The organism is Sandarakinorhabdus sp., assembly GCF_031430775.1.
Classification (GTDB): Bacteria; Pseudomonadota; Alphaproteobacteria; order Sphingomonadales; family Sphingomonadaceae; genus Sandarakinorhabdus.
The window spans coordinates 24,366-43,431 of the sequence record NZ_JANPCD010000076.1 but is presented as its reverse complement, the minus strand read 5'-3'; the positions used below and the strand labels follow the sequence as shown (position 1 = coordinate 43,431).

The 19,066-nt window shown below is 59.0% G+C and carries 17 protein-coding genes, 1 tRNA gene and 1 pseudogene; 10 read left to right on the top strand and 9 right to left on the bottom strand.

What is annotated here, in order from left to right; genetic code table 11:
• The 5 genes and pseudogenes from RMQ73_RS04410 to RMQ73_RS14230 form a co-directional block, all read right to left on the bottom strand.
• Window positions 1-1,540: WD40/YVTN/BNR-like repeat-containing protein (locus tag RMQ73_RS04410; RefSeq protein ID WP_409049831.1), on the bottom strand; the 1,540-nt coding region annotated here is incomplete at its 3' end.
• 20 nt (window positions 1,541-1,560) lie between these two features.
• Window positions 1,561-2,223, bottom strand: coding sequence for a hypothetical protein (locus RMQ73_RS04405; protein ID WP_310496836.1), 663 nt, complete (start codon window positions 2,221-2,223; stop codon window positions 1,561-1,563).
• 179 nt (window positions 2,224-2,402) lie between these two features.
• Window positions 2,403-2,795 (bottom strand): response regulator, encoded by a 393-nt coding sequence (locus RMQ73_RS04400; protein WP_310496835.1) that lies wholly within the window; start codon window positions 2,793-2,795, stop codon window positions 2,403-2,405.
• 18 nt (window positions 2,796-2,813) lie between these two features.
• The gene (locus RMQ73_RS04395; RefSeq protein ID WP_310496834.1) at window positions 2,814-5,483 is read right to left on the bottom strand and encodes a CheR family methyltransferase; all 2,670 of its coding nucleotides are present in this window, start codon (window positions 5,481-5,483) and stop codon (window positions 2,814-2,816) included.
• A 144-nt stretch (window positions 5,484-5,627) separates the two neighbouring features.
• A pseudogene (locus RMQ73_RS14230) lies at window positions 5,628-6,335 on the bottom strand (chemotaxis protein CheB); the annotation flags it as partial.
• A 572-nt stretch (window positions 6,336-6,907) separates the two neighbouring features.
• Here RMQ73_RS14230 and RMQ73_RS04385 point away from each other — a divergent pair.
• The 5 genes from RMQ73_RS04385 (at window position 6,908) to RMQ73_RS04365 (ending at window position 11,252) form a co-directional block, all read left to right on the top strand.
• Window positions 6,908-8,050 carry a site-specific integrase gene (locus tag RMQ73_RS04385; protein WP_310496832.1) on the top strand — a complete coding sequence of 381 codons (1,143 nt, stop codon included), beginning with the start codon at window positions 6,908-6,910 and terminating at the stop codon, window positions 8,048-8,050.
• Window positions 8,051-8,090: 40 nt separating this feature from the next.
• On the top strand, window positions 8,091-8,867 hold the full coding sequence (locus tag RMQ73_RS04380) for a hypothetical protein (protein ID WP_310496831.1): 777 nt from the start codon (window positions 8,091-8,093) through the stop codon (window positions 8,865-8,867).
• Window positions 8,868-8,975: 108 nt separating this feature from the next.
• Window positions 8,976-9,155, top strand: coding sequence for a helix-turn-helix domain-containing protein (locus RMQ73_RS04375; RefSeq protein WP_310496830.1), 180 nt, complete (start codon window positions 8,976-8,978; stop codon window positions 9,153-9,155).
• A 212-nt stretch (window positions 9,156-9,367) separates the two neighbouring features.
• A complete protein-coding gene (locus tag RMQ73_RS04370) occupies window positions 9,368-10,309 on the top strand; it encodes a toprim domain-containing protein (RefSeq protein ID WP_310496829.1) in 942 nt (313 codons plus the stop codon).
• Complete coding sequence (locus RMQ73_RS04365; RefSeq protein ID WP_310496841.1) at window positions 10,302-11,252, top strand: AAA family ATPase; 951 nt, start codon at window positions 10,302-10,304, stop codon at window positions 11,250-11,252. Before RMQ73_RS04370 ends, RMQ73_RS04365 begins: the two co-directional genes overlap by 8 nt.
• 117 nt (window positions 11,253-11,369) lie before the next feature.
• Here the strand turns inward: RMQ73_RS04365 and RMQ73_RS04360 are convergent, their stop codons facing one another.
• Window positions 11,370-14,000 carry a hypothetical protein gene (locus RMQ73_RS04360; RefSeq protein WP_310496828.1) on the bottom strand — a complete coding sequence of 877 codons (2,631 nt, stop codon included), beginning with the start codon at window positions 13,998-14,000 and terminating at the stop codon, window positions 11,370-11,372.
• A 582-nt stretch (window positions 14,001-14,582) separates the two neighbouring features.
• Here RMQ73_RS04360 and RMQ73_RS04355 point away from each other — a divergent pair.
• The 3 genes from RMQ73_RS04355 to RMQ73_RS04345 are packed head-to-tail and all read left to right on the top strand — an operon-like array spanning window position 14,583 to window position 16,577.
• Window positions 14,583-15,080, top strand: coding sequence for a hypothetical protein (locus RMQ73_RS04355; RefSeq protein WP_310496827.1), 498 nt, complete (start codon window positions 14,583-14,585; stop codon window positions 15,078-15,080).
• Window positions 15,081-15,129: 49 nt separating this feature from the next.
• A complete protein-coding gene (locus RMQ73_RS04350) occupies window positions 15,130-15,468 on the top strand; it encodes a hypothetical protein (RefSeq protein WP_310496826.1) in 339 nt (112 codons plus the stop codon).
• Window positions 15,469-15,485: 17 nt separating this feature from the next.
• Entirely contained in the window at window positions 15,486-16,577 is a 1,092-nt protein-coding gene (locus RMQ73_RS04345; protein WP_310496825.1) for a JAB domain-containing protein, read from the top strand.
• 140 nt (window positions 16,578-16,717) lie between these two features.
• Here RMQ73_RS04345 and RMQ73_RS04340 read toward each other — a convergent pair.
• Window positions 16,718-17,484, bottom strand: a protein-coding gene (locus RMQ73_RS04340; RefSeq protein ID WP_310496824.1) for an IS5 family transposase whose coding sequence is annotated in 2 segments (ribosomal slippage) — window positions 16,718-17,160 and window positions 17,160-17,484 — 768 coding nt in all. Because the reading frame shifts where the segments join, the coding sequence is not laid out codon by codon here.
• Between the two features lie 39 nt (window positions 17,485-17,523).
• Window positions 17,524-17,814 carry a hypothetical protein gene (locus tag RMQ73_RS04335; protein ID WP_310496823.1) on the bottom strand — a complete coding sequence of 97 codons (291 nt, stop codon included), beginning with the start codon at window positions 17,812-17,814 and terminating at the stop codon, window positions 17,524-17,526.
• 82 nt (window positions 17,815-17,896) lie between these two features.
• On the opposite strand from RMQ73_RS04335, the gene RMQ73_RS04330 reads away from it, so the two are divergent.
• Complete coding sequence (locus RMQ73_RS04330; RefSeq protein WP_310496822.1) at window positions 17,897-18,631, top strand: hypothetical protein; 735 nt, start codon at window positions 17,897-17,899, stop codon at window positions 18,629-18,631.
• Window positions 18,531-18,773 carry an HGGxSTG domain-containing protein gene (locus RMQ73_RS14225; RefSeq protein WP_409049830.1) on the top strand — a complete coding sequence of 81 codons (243 nt, stop codon included), beginning with the start codon at window positions 18,531-18,533 and terminating at the stop codon, window positions 18,771-18,773. The genes RMQ73_RS04330 and RMQ73_RS14225 overlap by 101 nt, the downstream gene beginning before the upstream one ends.
• Before the next feature lie 157 nt (window positions 18,774-18,930).
• On the opposite strand, the gene RMQ73_RS04325 is transcribed toward RMQ73_RS14225, so the two are convergent.
• A tRNA-Glu gene (locus RMQ73_RS04325) sits at window positions 18,931-19,006 on the bottom strand.
• Window positions 19,007-19,066: the final 60 nt, after the last annotated feature.

Sequence of the window (19,066 nt, the reverse complement as noted above, 5' to 3'; positions counted from 1 at the left end):
GGAACTGGCTGCCCATGTACAGCGTACCCTTTTCATGGGCCGACAGCGCCAGCGGCGTGTTCCAGTTGAAACGCAGTTTTTCCTTGTAGCCGGGCTTGGGCTGGATGGCCTTTTGCTCCAGTGTCTTGCGGTTGATCCACGCCAGGTTGCCGCCCTGATATTCGGCATAGACATGATCGGGGTTGACCGGATCGGGCAGCACCCAGAAACCATCGCCGCCGTACAGATTTTCCCAGCGGGCGTTGGTGATACCGCCCGGATATTCGCTGTCACCGACCCAGGAACTGTTGTCCTGCAAGCCGCCATAGACCTGATAAGGGTCACGCTCGTCCACCGCGACATGATAGAATTGGCTGATGGGCAGGTTGTTGCCCTTCCACCATTTGCTCCCCCCGTCATGGCTGATCCACAAACCGCCATCATCGGCGCCGATCAGATGCCTGGTGTTGGTCGGATTGACCCAGACATCGTGCCAGTCGGCATGGCTGCCACCGGCGGTATCGGAAAAGCTTTTGCCCGCGTCGTCCGACACGATCATGCGCAGGTTCATCTTGAACACGCGGTCGGCATTCAGCGGGTCGACGACCATCTTGGAGAAGTAGAACGGCCGCCACACCATGTTCTGGCTGCGGTCGCGCTCCTCAAAGCTCAGTCCGCCATCGTCCGAAACATAAAGCGCCGAGCGCACATGTTCGACAAAGGCATAAACCCGCTTGGCGTTGCTTGGTGCATGCACCACCTCGATGCGGCCCCAGGGGCCCTTGGGCAGGCCCTTGGTGTTGGTGGCATCCAGTTTTTTCCACACTGCGCCGCCATTGTCCGACACCATCATGGCGCTGCCCGACGGGGCATCGGGGCCTTCGCCGCCAGAACGGAAGGTCCAGCCCTTGCGGCGGAAATCCCACAGCCCGACCATCAGGCGTTCCGGGTTGGCCGGATCGAGGCTGAGCGAGGCGCAGCCGGTGGACAGGTTGGTGCCCACCAGCACCTTGGCCCAGGTCTTGCCGCCATCGCCGGTTTTATAGACACCGCGATCGGCACTGTCGGACCACAGCGCACCGGCAGCGCAGACATAGACGATGTTGCCGTTGGCCGGGTGCACGACGATGCTGGCAACGCGTTCGACATCGGGCAGCGGCATCTTGGTCCAATTGTCGCCGCCATCGGTGGATTTGTAGACACCGTCGCCCAGCGACACCGAATTTCGCGTCCAGGTTTCGCCAGTGCCGACCCAGACGGTCTGCGGGTTGGTCGGATCAAGCGCGATGTCGCCGATGGACTGCACCGGCTGACGGTCGAATTTGGGGGTGAAGCTGGTGCCGCCGTCTTCGGATTTCCAGACGCCGCCGGATGCAGCGCCGACGAACAGCGTCACCTTGCCGTCCTTTTCAGCGCGGGCAGCAAGAGCGGCGATGCGGCCGGACATGCTGGCCGAACCGATGTTGCGCACACCAAGCCCGGAAATGCCGGACGGGGCCACCTGCCCAAGGGCAGGCGCAGCGAGTGCCAGCATGGAGCCAGCGAGAAGAAGGGTCTTCATGGCGATATCCTTCCCTGTGATCACTTGACGGCAGCCGGGCTGGCCGGCTGGGCGAACAGGCTTGCCGGTGCCGCAGCGTTTGCGGTGCCGGCGGCGATGATGGTGCGCTGCCGCTCGCTGGCGCCCGGCGGTCCGGTTTCGACCGACATCGGGAACATGACGCCGCCTACGGCCTCGTAATCGCCGAATTCATATTCCGACACTGTCTGGGTGCCGCGAATGCGCCGGGTTTCGGTCATCTTCACTTCCAGCATCGAATCGGGGTCGAGGAAATAGACGAATTCGTCGCCGTCCTTCTGGCTGACCTTGATCTTGTAGGTATCGGTGCCGTCGAAATCCTCCCGGCCCAGATAGGTCAGCGTGCTGCCATCCTTGCTGGCCGAAAGCAGCGGCCCGGCAATGGAGCCGGTATCGGCAATGCTGCGCGCTTCATCGTCGCTCATCCGTTCCGCATCCTTGCGGCCCTGGAACGGATTGATGCGCCAGCCGGACTTGCCGTCATAGGCCTGCACCAGCGTCAGCCCCTGCAACGCCGCATCGACACGCACGGCGCCGGCATTGCTGCGGGTTTCCTTGTAGGTGAGCTCAAAGCCGCCGGGGAACACGAGCCTGCCATCGAAACCGACCGAACCCAGCGCTGCAATGGCGGCTGGACCGCCCCGCGCGGCAAGGTTTTTTGCCACGAGTTCATCCGCGCTTTGGGCAAGGGCGCCCACGCTTTGCACAGCACCTGCCATCAGAAGTACTGCGCCCAATCCGGTATTGCGCATGTTCGGCTCTCCCCACGCATTTCGACAATGCGCATGTGTGCCGAGGGTCATGGTGTATTGTCAAACTAATACTGCGGCCAATGGCGGCCTTGTCAGTAACCCGGAACTGATTTCTCGGCCATCAATCCCTTGACGATCAGCGCCGCAAGTTCTGCCACCAGCACATCTGCAACGACCGGCTTGATCCGCACGACAAGGTCGGGATAACGCGCGGCAAGATCGGCCGGAATGCCGACGCCGGTTTGCAGAATCAACGGCACGCCGCGTTGCATCAGATAGTCCACCACGGGTGAAATGACCCCGTCTGTCAGGTTCACATCCATGATTGCCGCCGCGACGCCCTGCGTTTCCAACAGCGCTAGCGCCGACTTGATGCTGGCGACTGGCCCGACCACCTGGCCACCTGCGTCTTCGATGGCAAACGCCAGCGCCATGCCGATGATGGGTTCGTCTTCGACGACGAGAATGGAGGCGTTGTTCAGCAAATCAGGGCCTTGATTATGTTACGGGGTATCTTGCCGTGCCTCAACCATCGGCGGGGCAAGTCGTTCCGAAGCAACCGAAAGATGCACGACCAGCCCGGCAGAATTCCAGTCATGGCGTATCTGGCCGTCAAGCTGGCCCGCGATGCTGTTGCGGGCAAGCATGGTGCCAAACCCCTTGTGTTCAGGCGGGCCATCGATGCGCGGCCCGCCGTGCTCCGTCCATGTCAGCTCAAGGCGCTGCTTGCGGATTTCCCACAGGATTTCGACACGGCCGCCGGGCGCCGACAATGCGCCATATTTGGTGGCGTTGGTCGCAAGTTCGTGGAGGACCATCGACAGGCTGGTGACGGCATCGCCGCTCACGGTAACCGCGGGACCGCTGGTGAGAACGCGGACACTGCCCTCGACATCGCTGGCCCCGACATGGGGCCGCAAGATGGTTTCCAAAATTTCGGCCAGGCTCGTTTTGGTTGCTGCGACCCCTGAAAACATGCCCCGAGGCCGAACCAGGTCATGCGAAGCCGCCATTGCACGCAACCGACCCTGGATCGTCTCGGCCATGTCTTTCGGCGATTTTGCCGACCGCACACTCAGGGACACGATGCTGCCGGTGACTGCAAACAGGTTCTTGATGCGGTGATCCATCTCCTTCAGCAGCAGTTCCTGTTGGTCTTCATGACGCCTGCGGTCGCTGATATCGAGAAAGATCGTGCCCAGTCTGCGCTGGCCGGCTTCGTCGAACCGGAAGGCATAAACGCCCAGGAAACGCCCTTGCGAGATGAACTCCCGCTCGAAGCGCACCGGCTCGCCGGTTTCCCAGACCTTGTCATAGATATCGCACCAGCCCTGCGATTCGTTCGGGGCAACTTCCTGGATCGTCTTGCCAACGATGTCCGTAACGCCGCTCTGCTTCACGAGGCCGGGATTGGCGCTCAGATAGCGATAGTCGGATGGCGCGCCGGGACGGGTATCGATCTTTTCCATGGTGCAGAAGCCTTCGTCGATGACGTCGAAGAGCATCCGGAATTTGGCCTCGCTGATGCGCATGGCCTCGTCTGCAGCTTGACGACCCGTGATATCGACGAATGTCATGACCACCCCGTCGATGACATTGGCGACAGTGCGATAGGGGCGGATGCGCAGCGTGTAGGTGGTTTTGGCGCCTTCGACCGCGACCTGGCGCTCCACGGTCGAAAGATTGCGCAGCACGGCCTTCACATCGCGTTGCAGCTCCCGATAATCCAACAGGTTGACGATTTCGGTAATGGGCCGGCCGATGTCGGCATCGCGGAGATGAAAAACCTCGTTGACGCCGCGCGTGAAGCGCCGGACGCGCAAGCCTTGGTCGAGGAACAGCGTAGCGATTTCCGTGCTTTCGAGAAAGTTCGACAGATCGCTGTTGAGCAGTGTCAGCTGCTCGTTCTTGCTGCCGATCTCGCCGTTGATCGTCTGCAATTCCTCGTTGACCGACTGCATCTCCTCCTTGGCGGTTTCCAGTTCCTCGTTGGAAGATTGCAGTTCCTCATTGACCGACTGATATTCCTCGTTCGACGATTTCATTTCTTCGTTGGTGGTTTCCAGCTCGTCGATCGTCGATTGCAGCTGGGTGCGCGTCGTGCGCAGTTCCTGCTCCAGCGCATGCAGGTCCTCGGTCGATTTCGCGCCATCGTCGCCAGCCTTGGCGCGGGCGTGGCCCGGCCCCGCGTCATGCAATGCCAGCACGACATAGTCGGATTCCGGACCGCTGGCGGCAAGCCGTTCGGCAACGATGCTGACCAGGCGCGGCTTGCCATCGATGCGGATCGGCACTTCGTCGCGCCGCACCGGCTCGCCTGCGCTCCGCACTTGCTGCAACACTTCGCGCGCGGCAGGCCTGAGCGACTTGCGCAGGATATCCAGCAGCGCAAAACTTGCCGGACCCGGTGATGGCTCCAGATAAGGCCCGGCGGCGCCACCGGAAAACCGGACAATCTTGTTGGCGCGGTCCAGCAGCAGATAGGGCGGAGAATGCTTCTCCATGATCCGGCGGACATCCTTGTCCATCTGTTCGTCTGTGGCCAGTCGCCCGGTGTCGACCGCGGCGCGTTCCGCCGTCCGGTGTCCTGCCGAGAAGGGGGGAAGCGATGGTGTGAGGACATCGCGGCGTTCGAAGATGCGGTGACGTTTGTCGCAGGTGCCGAACAGCTTGGTGGCGCGGCTTACCGATTCGGATAGCCCGAGGAACAACTTGCCGCCTGGCTTGAGGGCGTAATGAAACGTTCGGATGACCCGGTCCTGCATCGGGGCATCGAGATAGATCAGCAGGTTCCGGCATGACACCAGGTCGAGTTTTGAAAAGGGCGGATGCTTGATGACACTATGTGCTGAAAAGACACACATTTCGCGGATTTCCGGAGCCACGCAATAGCCGTCGCCATCAACCGTGAACCAGCGTTCAAGCCGTTCGGCAGACAGCCCGGCAATGGGCTTGCGATAGTGGCCGACCCTCGCTTTCGCTATGGCGCGCTCGTCGAGATCGGTGCCGAAGATATGTATCTTGGGCCGGGGGCGCCGCGTGTCCATCGCCTCGCGCAGCAGAATCGCGATCGTATAGGCTTCCTCCCCCGTGGCGCATCCCGGCACCCAGATGCGTATCTCGTCGGTGGCGTCGCGCGATGCCATCAATCCCTTGAGGACTGTTTCGTTCAAGGCGTCAAAAGCGGCAGGATCACGGAAAAAATGCGTGACGCTGATGAGCAGTTCTCGGAGCAAGAGATCAAGCTCTTCGGGGAATTCCTTCAATCGTTCCCGATAGGCCTGGGGCGTTTCGACCTGAAGCACCTGCATCCGGCGCTGGAGCCGGCGTACGAGTGTCTTTTCCTTGTATTCACTGAAGTCGTGGCCGGTGCGCGCATGAAGCGCACGCAAGATCGCGGTAAGTTGGGACGCGGTCTCCAAATGGATCCCGTCTTCGTCCTTGCCCCCAGCGATGCCGGCCAGGTGGCGCTGGTGCGAGATGATCCGCGCGGGCATATCCCCTACCGCCAGCACGTCGTCGACCAGGCCGGTGTTCGCCGCGCTTTCCGGCATTCCGGCCATGGCGTGGCTGTCAAATTCGGCCTGCGCGAGCGTGAGGCCGCCGTGTTCCTTGACAGCGGTCAGGCCGAGCGAGCCATCGCTGCCAGTGCCAGAAAGGATGATGCAAATCGCGCTCTCGCCTTGATCTTCGGCCAGCGACTGGAAAAAGGTGTCGATCGGCCGGCGGCGATCGCGCGGCGGCGCGGGATGGACGACCCTGAGACAACCGCCGCTGATGGTCATGGTGGCATCGGGCGGGATGACGAACACGCAGTCAGGCTTGACCGCCACGCCGTCTGTCGCCTCGATCACGTCCATGGTGGTGAATTTGCCGACCAGCTCTGCCAGCATGCTTTTGTGATCGGGCGAGAGATGTTGGACAAGCACGAAAGCCATGCCGGAATCGGATGGCAGGGCAGCGAAAAAGCTTTTGAACGCCTCGAGGCCGCCCGCCGAAGCGCCTATCCCGACAGTCAGAAACATGGCCGTTTCCTTGGCTTGAGCCATTTTCGACTTCGCCTCCCAAATGACTTGGCGCGCACGATCAATTTGAATTCAGGCCAAAGCCGGCGTTTCAGTATTCGCAGTTATGCCGCCCGCAACCAGCAGCGCAACAGATCGCATGCGGAGCGTAGCACGATGACGACAAGTAGCGAGTCCCATCGTGCCTGGCAGCGATTTCTGTCTCTGACCGCCAGCGCACCCATCTTGAAAGAGTGGTGATCCCTACGGGAATCGAACCCGTGTTTTCGCCGTGAAAGGGCGGTATATTCTGTCCGCTGAAGTGTGCTGGTGATGCATAACCACTTTGTAAATCAATGCTTAGTTCTTGAATGTTTGCCGACGTTCGCCCATAGATATTGCCGAGTTGTTGCCGGATTTCGGAAATCAGCAACGAGGTTGGAGGCAAGGCGATGGCGCGGACGGTCAAGGATGCTCGGATTGATACGCGGGCGGCGCGGGAACGGCTTTTGGTCCGGACGGAACCCTATTGGCGGTTGATCTCGGAAGGGGCGCACCTGGGCTATGCCAAGGGCAAGCGCGGCGGACGCTGGGTGGCGCGGTTTCGGGCGAGCGGTCATTCAACCAAGGGCTATGTCAAATCGGGTTTGGGTGAAGCCGACGATACAAGCGATGCTGACGGCGAACGCATTCTCGACTTCAAGCAGGCGCAGACGGCGGCGCGCGTGTGGTTCTATCTTGTCACGGCGGGCGATCGGCCCTCAAGGGTGCCGGCCGAGCCTTACACGGTCGGGAAAGCGCTTGATGATTACATGGAGCAATTCACCGGCAAGTCAGTTGCCGCAACCCGGTCACGTGTCGACGTGATCATCCGTCCGGAGCTTAGCGATGTGGATACCGCCAAGCTGACGGTCGGATTGCTGACGGCATGGCTGCGCAAAAGGTCTGAAGCGCCGGCGCGGGTGCGGACGGCAAGTGGTGCCACAAAGGCAAAGACGAGAGTGACGGTCGGGGACGAAGGAATCAGGCGTCGCCGATCGACGGCGAACCGGGATTTCACTGTTTTGAAGGCTGCGCTGAATGTGGCGTTTCGAGATGGCCATATCGCCAGCGACCATGCGTGGCGCAAGGTCAAGCCGTTCAAGAATGTGGACAGTGCAAAGTTGCGGTTCTTGACCGACGATGAATTGAAGCGGCTGGTGAACGCAACAGACGCGGATTTCCGGCCGGTTGTGCAAGCTGCGCTGCTGACGGGCGCACGTTATGGCAACATCGTGAAGTCGACGGTTCGCAATTTTGACCCGGAGGCAAAAACCTTGGGCTTCGAGACGACCAAGGGCGGGCGGGCGCACATCGTCTATCTTGAAGAAGAAGGCGCGGCGCTGTTCAAGCGTGCGGCCATGGGCAAGCAGCCCGGCGACCTGTTGTTCCCTAAGGTGGAAAACAAGTCATGGGGCGCGAGTGAGCAGGGACGCAAGCTTGATGCTGCCAGCTTGCGCGCCAACATCGAGCGGGCCACCTTTCATGACCTGCGCCGGACGTTTGGTGCGCGATTGGCACGGCAAGGTGTGCCGATGGCGATCATCGCACAGGCCTTGGGGCAGGCCGACCAGCGCATCACGTTGAAGCATTATGCGCATCTGGCGCCGTCGCATGTGTCGGCTGCGATCCGGCAATATGCAGCCGGGCTTGGTATCGTCGAGAAGGAAAACGTCGTTAGCCTTTCAGCAGCGTGAAATCCTTTGAAACTGCTGCGTAGCGCTGCATAACGCCGTCATGGACGATCGCGCACGGCAACGGCTCAACACGGCACTGAAATACTTTGCCGACGAGGCAATGAGAACTCGAGTTTCGAGACTTGATGCGGTGATGACGCGATTTAGCATCAACAACCGGATGGGTAGTCATTCCTATGAAAAGGCAATTGTTGATACGATTGGAGAGTGCCTCGAAAGTTTTGTGAAAGAAACCCACCATGAAGTTACCAAAATTTGTAAAAGCAGAGAGTGTTTTGATGAATGGTTTAAATACATAATTGATGTAGAGACTGTATCATTTGACGGGTGGGAGAGCGTAATTGCGCCACCAGCTTCTCGATACGGAAGACTTACTGATGAAAATCGTAAAGCTCTAGAGGTGCTAATAGCGAGCTGGTCACGCAGAGTTGGGGCATACGTATCTCTCGCTGAATTCGACTTCGATGATCTGCCTGAATATCGCACAAGCGATGGCAAAATTTCGGCGTCGGCATCAGAGCCGGCCCTCAGCACTGCCGCACCAGTTAACGAACCGACGACGATTTCATCGTCCAATGCAGCGTTACCGAAGGTGGGTCGGCCACCGTCTAAGTCACATCAAGAAGTTGCCGATCGTGTGAAGGCCACTTTGATGGGCCTTTCTGATGCAGATTTCAAACGAGTTGTTGGAGTGTATGTGCAGGAATGCATGTCCCTCGCTCACATCGAAATAGGGGAAACCCCTTTCGTCGCGCTGCAGCGGGCACACAAATTGCTTCGCGAGGTCAGAGCCTTAAGGGCTGAACAAAAAGAATAGGAAGGAGTTTCGAAACCTTTTTGTTCCTTTTGGCGTCTATCATCACGGTGGGATTCGGTACCAGTTCCTGGCGGCCGGGACGGTCCGGCGGTCAATGGCGAGGCCATCATGAAACCTATCAACACATCAATTGTCGTTGCGGCGAATGTCTTGGGCATCGGGCGGTCGAAAACCTATGAGCTGATAAACGCCGGGTTGCTCGATACGGTGAAGATCGGGCGTCGCACGTTGGTGCGCGTGTCGAGCATCGAGGCGTTTTCGGACAGCCTTGCAAAGCCGGGCGCTTGAACGTTGAGGCGATACAAACGAAACCCCGCCCCGGCTGGCAGGCCGGGAACGGGGCCGTTTGAGATTGTTGCGGACAGCACATCTCTCCAGCTCAAAACTAACAGCATTTGCGGGCCGCGTGAAGCGCTTGTCCGTGCATGGCTGATGCGCCGGGGCGTTACGGATGGCCCCGCCAATGTTGTCGCCGAATTGGCGCGAATCGGCGGTGCGCCATGACCGGCGACAACATCGCTTCGGCGATGCCGGGCATTGCCCTGGCGTTGCTTGGCGAACCGGTGCGTGCATTGAGCACGGCGACGGAATGGCGTTACGGCCGGCGCGGGTCACTTTCGATCGATATCGCGCGTGGGCTTTGGCGTGATCATGAGGCAGGCACAGGCGGCGGGGTGATCGCATTGATCCAGCGCCAGCGCGGCGGCGATATGGCGGCGGCGCTTCGATGGCTTGGTGACGGGCCAATCTTTGTGCCGAACAGTGCGGGCAGGCCTGTCGCTGACCGGCCCAAGTTGACCAACGATCACGACCGTGTTCGCGCGGCGCTGGCGATCTGGGACGGTGCGTTGTCGCCAGAGCGCTCGCCGGTCGCTACCTATCTTAAAGGCAGGGGCCTTCGTCTGTCGCTGCTGGGTATGATGCCGGCCGATCGCATTCGGTTTGCGCCGGCTTGCCCTTTCGGACCGGGTAATCGCCGGCCTGCCATGCTTGCGATGTTGTCGGACCTGATGAGCGGCGAAACGGTGGGAATCAGGCGAACGGCTTTGACGCCAAAGGGCGAACGCGCGTGTGATGATGAGGGCCGCAAGCTGCCTCACAAGGTGCTGGGGCGGGCGAGGGGCGCTGTTGCCCGTCTGGCGGGCGGGACTGCGCCACCAGCCGTTTTGGGGCTTTGTGAAGGCGTGGAATCCGGGCTTTCCGTCATGGCGATGACTGGCGCGACGGTTTGGGCCTGCCCTGCGGGCCTGCTTTCAAAAGTGCCGGTGCTGCACGGTGTCGAGCGGCTGACGATCTATGCTGACAACGATCCGCCCGGCCTTGCTGCGGCGCGGGAAGCGGCAAGCCGGTGGCGCGTTGCGGGCCGACAATGCGGAATTGAAACTCCATCGCACGAAGGCGCGGATTTCAACGATCTGTTCAAGGACACGCAACATGACTGATCCCATTCCGGGTGCCATCCAAGTGGCTATTGACCTTGAAGCTCCGGTGCCGCTGTGCCCGTTGGGATTGTCGGAGTTTCTGCGCCTCGATATTCCGCCACGGCGGAACCTGCTGTCGCCGATCCTGGCCGAGAAATCGATCAACATGCTGTTCGGGCCGCGCAGCTGCGGAAAGGCGCAGCTTGGCGTGGGCATGGCAGTGGCGGTGGCGACGGGCACGCGGTTCCTGCGGTGGGAAGCCGAAACCCCGCGACGCGTCCTTTATATCGACGGCGAGATGCCCGGCGCTGCGCTGATTGAGCGCTTCAAGGCGGCAACAGCCGGTGTCGCGAACTTCAGGCTTGCAGAGATAAACCTTTCCATTTTGGCATCCGATTTGCGCCCCGACGGGCTTCCCGATCTTTCGACTGCCGAAGGACAGGCGCGCTTCGCCCCCTGCCTCGAAGGCTTTGACCTGATAATCGTCGATAACATTTCCACGCTGTGCCGTACGGGTAAAGAGAACGAGGCCGATAGCTGGAGTGCCCTGCAAGGGTGGGCCTTGGGGCAGCGGCGCGCCGGGGGTTCGGTCCTGTTCCTGCACCATGCCGGCAAGGGTGGTGACCAGCGCGGCACCAGCCGGCGCGAGGATATCATGGACACTGTGATCAAGCTGTCACGGCCAGCCGATTACAAGGCGACCGAAGGAGCGCGCATGATCGTCGAATTCACCAAGGCACGGGGCCTTATGGGCAACGATGCCGAGGCGTTCGAAGCGCAGTTGAAAGATGACACATGGGCGGAACGCAGCGCATCCAATGCCCGTGACGAGGGCATTGTTGCCCTGCATATGGAGGGCATGTCGCAGCGCGATATCGCCAAGGATGTCGGCACTAGCTTGGGCACGGTCAACCGGGTGATCAAAGCCTACAAAGCTGGTGCCATAACTGACGACAACGACTGAACGCCTGTTGAACCAAGATCGGAACGGTTGAACATGCGCGTTCACCTGTCCCACTGACGGGGGCGGGAACAGTGGAACGGGGTCTTCTCGGCAGCTGCATGATACCATTAATGATCGTTAGATCCTCTCATAAGCCCCGGCGGCACCACTGCCATTGTCCAGCCGGGCGTTGCCAGAAAGATCGAAGGGCATGCAGGCTTGGCCGGCTTGAACGCGGTTCAAGAGAGGGCTGTTGCCGGAGGGGCGGTAGTTGTCCCCTGCCCGATTGGAAAAGAAGGCATCGAAGCTGGTCTGGACTGTGCCGTCAGCACTCCAAGCAAATCCGTAGCCTGAGTTCACTCCGGGAACCGCCCCATTGTATGTTGTTGCTGCAACATTGCCCTTTGACCCAATATGATAGCGGAACCGCGCGTTACCCTGACGGCGAGGCTGCTGGCCGTAGGCTTGACCAAAGACTTGTCCGATAGACAGCCAGGCACTTGCGTCGCGCAATGGAGCCCAATCGCTCGCGTTGGCGTTAACTTGCCTGATCGCCTGAAAAAAAGATGAAGTAGAAGTGGCCGCCCCGGCGGAATCATGGACAAGTGCGCCTTGTCCGTAACTGTTGGTAGCGACATATGTCTGTGATGCAGAGCCAGGTCTCTGCTGTGCCATGAAGTTATCGCCTTTAATATTGTAAGACCGAAAGGCGCAGAATGCCATTGTACCGATTTTTTCGACCCGGACATATCCCTGATCTTGATACAGGATGTTGCAACGCCCATCGCTAGGGTTGGCGGACGACAGATCGTGCGAGAAATAGCGCATGATGAGGTTGTCGACCGCCTGAAATGACCCGTCTGCGCTTATTTGCACTGCAGGGCCGCCGCTGGTCACGGTGCCACGGCAAAATACGTTGACGACAGCCAGCCCCCCAACGCTTTGCCTTTGCATTGCGAGGCTGATCATCGGTGAGGTGAATGGCACATCATAATCAAAGCGAACGTTCATCAGAATGCGCCCGCTTGCCAACTGGGGAGCTGTACGCTCCTGATCGCGCACACCGACGTTGCGCATTTTCGCGGCGAGCAAGGTGGTAAGTGGCATGCCGTTGAGCATGGTCGGCCTGCTGTATGAGCTGCCGACGCTACAGACGATTCCGCCAAACGTTGTCACGGTGCCCATGGCGGCTTGCCCCGTGATTCCCTCGTGTCTCAGCCGATAGTCCCAAACGAACCCACACCGCCAACGCGCTGGCGCGGCCGTCCCGGCTGCCGGGTTTTCCGTAATGGCGCAGTCTTCTGTTACCATGTAAGCAAAGTTGTTGGGGTGCAGGTTGGTGGTCGTTGCGCCCGCCGCGGCCGTTCCATCGGCAATGATGTGGGCCGTGCCAGAAAGGCCGCCGCCATCAAGCCACATGCCTCGCAAAATAACCCGCGACGGCAGACCCTTTGCGCCGCTGGAAACTGCCACGCCCGTGCTGTCAACGCCGCGCAACCTGACCGCAGGGTCCGCAGTGCCCATTTCGCCGCGAATCTCGAAACATGTGGCGCCTGGAGGGAAGTTAGCCTGGTTCGACATTGCGGATCTGAGCGTATAGCAACCAAAATTCGACCCCGGCACAGATCCTGCGACCGGCCGGAGAACCGCAACGCCAGATGCGATATCGTCGTGTGGCATAATGCGTCGGAGTGGGCCTACAAGTGTATTCACGGGCAATGCTGCGCGGTTGAAGAGGCGCACAGCGGAAGCAAGGGCCGCACAGTCTCGGTACGTTACGCCGCTTGCGACTGCAGCTGCGAGGGTGGGCGCGAGGCCTGACGTGTCTGTGCCGGCAAGGCCGGAGCCACTTTGACTAACGACGCCGAAAATTGGCGCCCAGCTTTCGCTCTTGTCATTGCAGAATGGGAGGCCGCGCGGCGCAGACAATGTCGGAAACGGCTCGCCATGGGTCATGCTTTGCCAAGGCGGACCGATAAAAGGAAATGCACGATATCTGATTTCACCTACGCCCTCGGGCAAACTGTCAGTATGAACGGTTACACCGTAGATAGGCACGGTCAGGCGGGACGGTGAATTGTCGGCCGGCGAACTGAAGGAAGGTTCCATAACGGTTGCAATCGAAGCAGGCCCATCGACTCCAGCCACGTGCGCCCAAGCTTCGACCCGGGCAAACATCTTGCGCTCCCGGCCAAACTCATTGGCTCCCGTGACCTCGAAGCGCATTCCTGTAATCGGGGTGGAGCGACGAAATGGAGCAGTCACCGGCTTTACCGGGAAAGGCGGATACCGAAGCGAGTCATTCCGGATCAGCCGCCCGCCGCTGATCGTCGTGGGAAGTGCGCCCGCCATCCATCCTTCCAGGAAGCTAACCTGAACGACACGCGACTGCCACTGGCTGTCTTGATAAAAAATACTATCCGACAGAACAAGCAACAGGCGTTGGCCGCCATAAACGTTCGTTAGATCAATCCCAAGAGGGCCAACCAACTCTCGCGTTACAACTATCCTTCTGGTGACTTCTGTCACGCCACCCTCAGAGGTGTGGCCATTATCGGCAACTTCAACAATAATTTTGCTGAGATTTAGCGTTGATTTTGCCTGATTGAGGTCGATGCGAAGGACATTGCCATTTGTTTGCATCGGAACATTGATCAACGTCGGGTTGTTCAGCGGCACAACGATATCGTTCTCGACTGCAATCTCGGTAATGATGTCACTCCCATTGAGCAGGGGTTTAGCTGTGTCGACCGGCTCGAGGATTCCCAATCTGCTCTCTGCTCCAATGGGTAAGACGCGATTTAGTACTGTCACTCCGGTTGCAAACGAGGCGGTAGCCGCACCGCCGAGAAGAAAGGTCCGTCGTCCAATTCTGTTTATTGTAGTTCCCATAACCTTAGCCTCGCCCCTAAGTAGTCCTATGGACAACTATTTACGGCCGAAAGCGCGGAGTCTTGAAGATCGAGGTCCAGAACGAATGTAATTTGCAGCCAGATCACGCCGCGTGCGGCTAGCACACCTGTTTCGATATTAACAGATTATCAACATGACGCCTGCCTGTCAGTACCGGCCGCGCAATCGGAGTCGACTCCCAAATTAATAAAATATTTAGATATATGATCCTTGAAAACATCAATGGCTGGAGGAGCGCATGCATTCAATTTTATAGAAAATTAGCTACAATGAAAAATTGGAGATAATATAATTGCCAGAACCGCCGGTTTGACCTTGCGTTAACCGTACCGAATGCCATGTTGTTGGCATCAGGGTCGCCGATTCATTTACGGGAGCGACGCAATGCGCCGCGGGGTTTTTCTAGCTAGGCTCGACGATGAGCAACGGCGCATCTTCATGGAAATCTTTGAAGGCAAGTCTGGCCCCAGGGTTGCAAGCTGTCTTGGAATGGCGCCCGCAAAGGTTGAACGAATTATTAGGAAGACTTGTCGGCAACTTGGTACTGAGGGCCGTCGTGAAGCGGCAGCTATCATTGCACAGCACTATGGCTGGACAAAAAAAACTGCTGCGACACCTACCCGACATAAATCGACAGGCGCCATCCATTTCGGCTCGAAAAATTTAAAAGAAGGTATGGTATTGGTCCGAAAAAATAGAGAAATGTTTCGTCATCATCCTTACCTTTCTGAAATCGGTGGCCATCGGTTTTTTGCAGAAGGCTGTACTGATATGCTTGTCAGCTTTATCAGGATGGTGAATTTTTCGAAGTACATTTCTATGTATCATTGTGGTCAGGTAATCGTGATGATATTGGTAATTTCTTTTGCATCCGCGCTGACCTTGAGCGTGCTCGTGTCAGCTATGCAGAACTTCGAACTTATCACTATGCCGTGAATGAGCCTCGGGCTTGGTCTGGTCATGGAGATTGAATTTGTCTGAGAAAATGGAAATCGCCCGCACTGTCGCAGCGCGCTTGTTGGCAACCGAGGAGGCTATTGATAACGCCATCGTCTGTGCGGCAGCGCTTGTTGGCTACATGCCCGTTGCAAGACTTGGAGCGAACGTTTCGACGGCAGTTGGACAGCCCGCGTTCAAACAAGTGATTGCAACGATGTCGATGCTCGCAGAGGCACGGAGTCAGATGGTCGAAGCTCACAAATCTCTGGCCGAGAGTGGCCGGCAAGCCAATATTCCGTCGCGGAACTTCGGCGGCTTTGTCGACAAGCCAAGCCAGCAACCACATGCGGAACTTCAGATCGTAACTGAAAGCAAAGCAGCTTAAATGCTCCGGGATCTGTCTTGCCTTTAGCGCAAATTGTCTTTTTGGCTGTTATGATCGCGGCGTTAACTGCTGCGTTTAGCAGCGGTGGCCGCCCGGAGCGTGCCGGTGGTATCCTATTGATCGTGGCGGCATTGGCTTCACCCGCCGTGCAGTCGAGCAGGTTTGGCGAAGTGGAAGTGGGCATCGCCATTGTCGATGTGTTGCTGCTGCTGGCGCTTGTCGCCGTCGCCTTGACGGGCCATCGGATCTGGCCAAAATTTGCGGCTGCGTTCCAATTCGTGTGCGTTCTGACCCACGTCGCACGTCTGATCGTTGGCCCCGTCCAAGGCGACGTTTACGCCTCGATGCTTGTAGTTTGGTCTTACCCTGTCGTGCTCTCACTGCTCTTGGGGGCTTTGATCGAGACAAAGCGTGTCGTCAGCACGGCAAGCGAGCGTTACATGCCTGAGGACCATATGGCAGCATTCGAAGATGCTCCCTTGTCGGGGCGCCGGCCGGTTCCGGCGGCGAACGACACACTGTTGCTCGAAAAGTTGCTAAATCTCCACGGACTTGATACCGAAAGCGCGGTCCTTGCAGATAAATTGATCAGGTATGCGGGGAGTTTTGCCGCAGCGACGGCTGCATCTCCGGCGCTCCTTCGCTCTTGGAGAATCGACGACCGCGCAGTCGAAGCGCTCGCCTTTGCGCGGAGCACAACCCGCACTTCGCTGAAGCGGAAACTTGAGACCCGGCAAAGCCTTGCAACGGGGAAAGAAGCGATCGACTATCTCCACTTTGAACTAGCCCACCTTCAGCACGAGCAATTTCGCGTGCTTTATCTTAATTCGCGGTTCCGTTTGATCTACGACCAAGTGCACAGTGATGGTTCCGTAGCGGAGGCGCCCGTATTTCCACGTGAGGTCGTGAAGACAGCACTTGAGGCGGGTGCAGTGTACTTGATTCTAGCGCACAATCACCCGGGCGGGGACCCGACGCCTTCGCGGAATGACATCGATATCACACGGACAATCTCAACAGCGGGCCGCGCGATGGGTATTACGGTCGTTGATCATTTCGTGATCAGCGCTGCAGGCCATGTGAGCATGCGTTCGGTTGGCCTAATCTGAGCAGGAAGAGGGCTTTCAGCGGACTTTTCGGCCAAGCAATAAGATCGCCGCGCGAAATCAACTGATTTGCCGATCGACTTATAAATTGGCTGCAATTGCGCGACGGAAACGACAAGTAGGATTGTTTATGATATGTTCTCCTAGGCCGTAGACTCATAAGCGCGGAGCCACAGCCTCATTGAGGCGAGCTGGACCATGGCGAGGAAGTTGGCGGCGAGCTTGTCGTAGCGGGTGGCGACGCGGCGGAAGTGCTTCAGCTTGGAGAAGAACCGCTCGATCAGGTTGCGCTCACGGTAGAGCCGCTTGCTGAAGCAGGGCTTCCACTTGCGATTGCTCTTCGGGGGGATGTTGGGCGTGGCGCCCTGGTCCTGGATCAGCTCCCGGATGCGGTCGGCGTCGTAGGCCTTGTCCGCCAATACAATGGTGCGCGGACCGAGGTGATCGAGCAGGCGGTCTACGATCTGCCCGTCGTGCGTCTGCCCTGCGGTAAGGCCGAGCCGGATCGGGAGACCCTGCGCATCGACGACGACGTGGATCTTGGTTGTGAGCCCGCCTCGGCTGCGACCGAGACAATGATCTAGACCCCCCTTTTTGCCGTCGCAGCCTGCTGGTGCGCCCGGATGGAAGTGCTGTCGATCATCTGGATTTCACCGTCGTGCGCGGCGCTGATGGCGTCCATCAGCCGGTCCCATACGCCTGCCTGCCGCCATCGATTGAAACGATTGTAGCAGGTCGTTGGTGGCCCGTAGCGCTCGGGCAGATCGCGCCACGGCGCCCCGGATCGCAGCACCCAAAAGATACCGTTCAGCACGCGGCGATCATCGACGCGCGGCACGCCTCGCGGCTTGTTGGGCAACAACGGCTCGATCACGCGCCACTCGAAGTCGGTCAGGTCATATCGGCTCATGCCGATCCTGAATCAGCTTTCGTCGTCCGGCGAAAGGCCTCAATCTCCACCAGCGAAAGCCTGCTGCAACTCGGGATCGATACCTGACCACGTCGTGGCTGGCCCAAGCTGCAACTCGACGCCCTGTTCGCGCGCAGCAGCTCTGATTTGCTTGAACCAAGCACCATACGACCATTCGCGTGGCTTGGGACTGTAGAGGCGAAGGCGCTCCGCATCCCAATGCACCTCCATCGCCTCGCGGTAGATCAGTGGGAAGGTCGCCGCCGCAGGTTTCACCCACAGCGACCCGCCTTCATCAATCCCTACCGCTTCAATCGTATCTGTCAGCATCGTGCCTCCCCGCACATCATGCAGACAGCCTCACAGGCTGGCAACGTTTATGGGTTCACGACCTAGGCGCGGAGGATTTTTCATGACGACAGGAATGAAAGCCGGAGATACTGATCGGCCTGCTCCAAATGGCCGTGACAAAGCGGCGATTGCGCGTGCCTCTGCGCGCGTCCTGCAGCGCCATAAGCGCGCCTCCGTCGACGTTGAGGGCGAAGCGGGCAGCCTGAGCGTTGCCCCGCCCCACACGGACTTGTCGGGGCATCATCGCCAGATGCTTGACGCGTTCGGCACCCCGTCGGCTGATTTCATGACGGCAACGTTTTCCCAGTTGGTTACTACGATCACCAACCGTGCAAACGCGGCGCCAGATGAAAGTGAGATCAATGCGGCCTTGGCGATGATCGGCGGAGCCGAGCCGGCCAATGAAGTCGAGGCGTTGATTGCTGTGCAGATGGCGGCAACGCACTCACTGGCCATGGTCATGTTGGGCCGGGCGCGCCGCGTCGAACAGTTGAACCAACTGGAAGCTCAAGGCGGGCTGGCGGTGAAGTTGCTCCGAACATTCGCCCTACAAGCCGAAGCGCTGGCCAAGATGCGGCGCGGCGGTGGTCAGACCGTCCGTGTTGAACATGTCCATGTGCACGCCGGCGGGCAGGCGATTGTCGGCAACGTTGCACCGGGGGGTGGGGCAGGTTTGAAAAGTGAGGATCAACCCCATGCAAAGCAAGATGCCAATACGGTTGCAGATGCACCTCTCACCCCGCTGCGGCGCGCGCACCCGGTGCGCGAGCGAGTGCTGCGCGCCAGCGATGCCTAATGGCCGGTGCAGGATGCACGGCGGAAAGTCGCCTGGTGCGCCGCGTGGCAATCAGAACGCCTTCAAGCATGGGCTGTATGGAGAAGAGTGGCAGGCCTTAAAAGCAGAGGCGCGGCAACTGATGCGAATCGGGCCGGACTGATTGAGCTACGGGGGCGCAATCGTACCGAGTGATTGCTCAGGGCACTTTCATGCCGAAATCCGCACGAGTTCGTGCCTGTCCAGACGTGCTTATTGCTGGGTTGTTGCCGAATTCCAAGTTCTGGGGCGTCTCGCTATATGCAACCTTATGATAAGGTTGGTGATCCCTACGGGAATCGAACCCGTGTTTTCGCCGTGAAAGGGCGACGTCCTAGACCGCTAGACGAAGGGACCGCTGCGGGAGAAAGGCCTGCTAGAGGCTGGGGCGGCTGCCGTCAACATGTTCATTGCGAA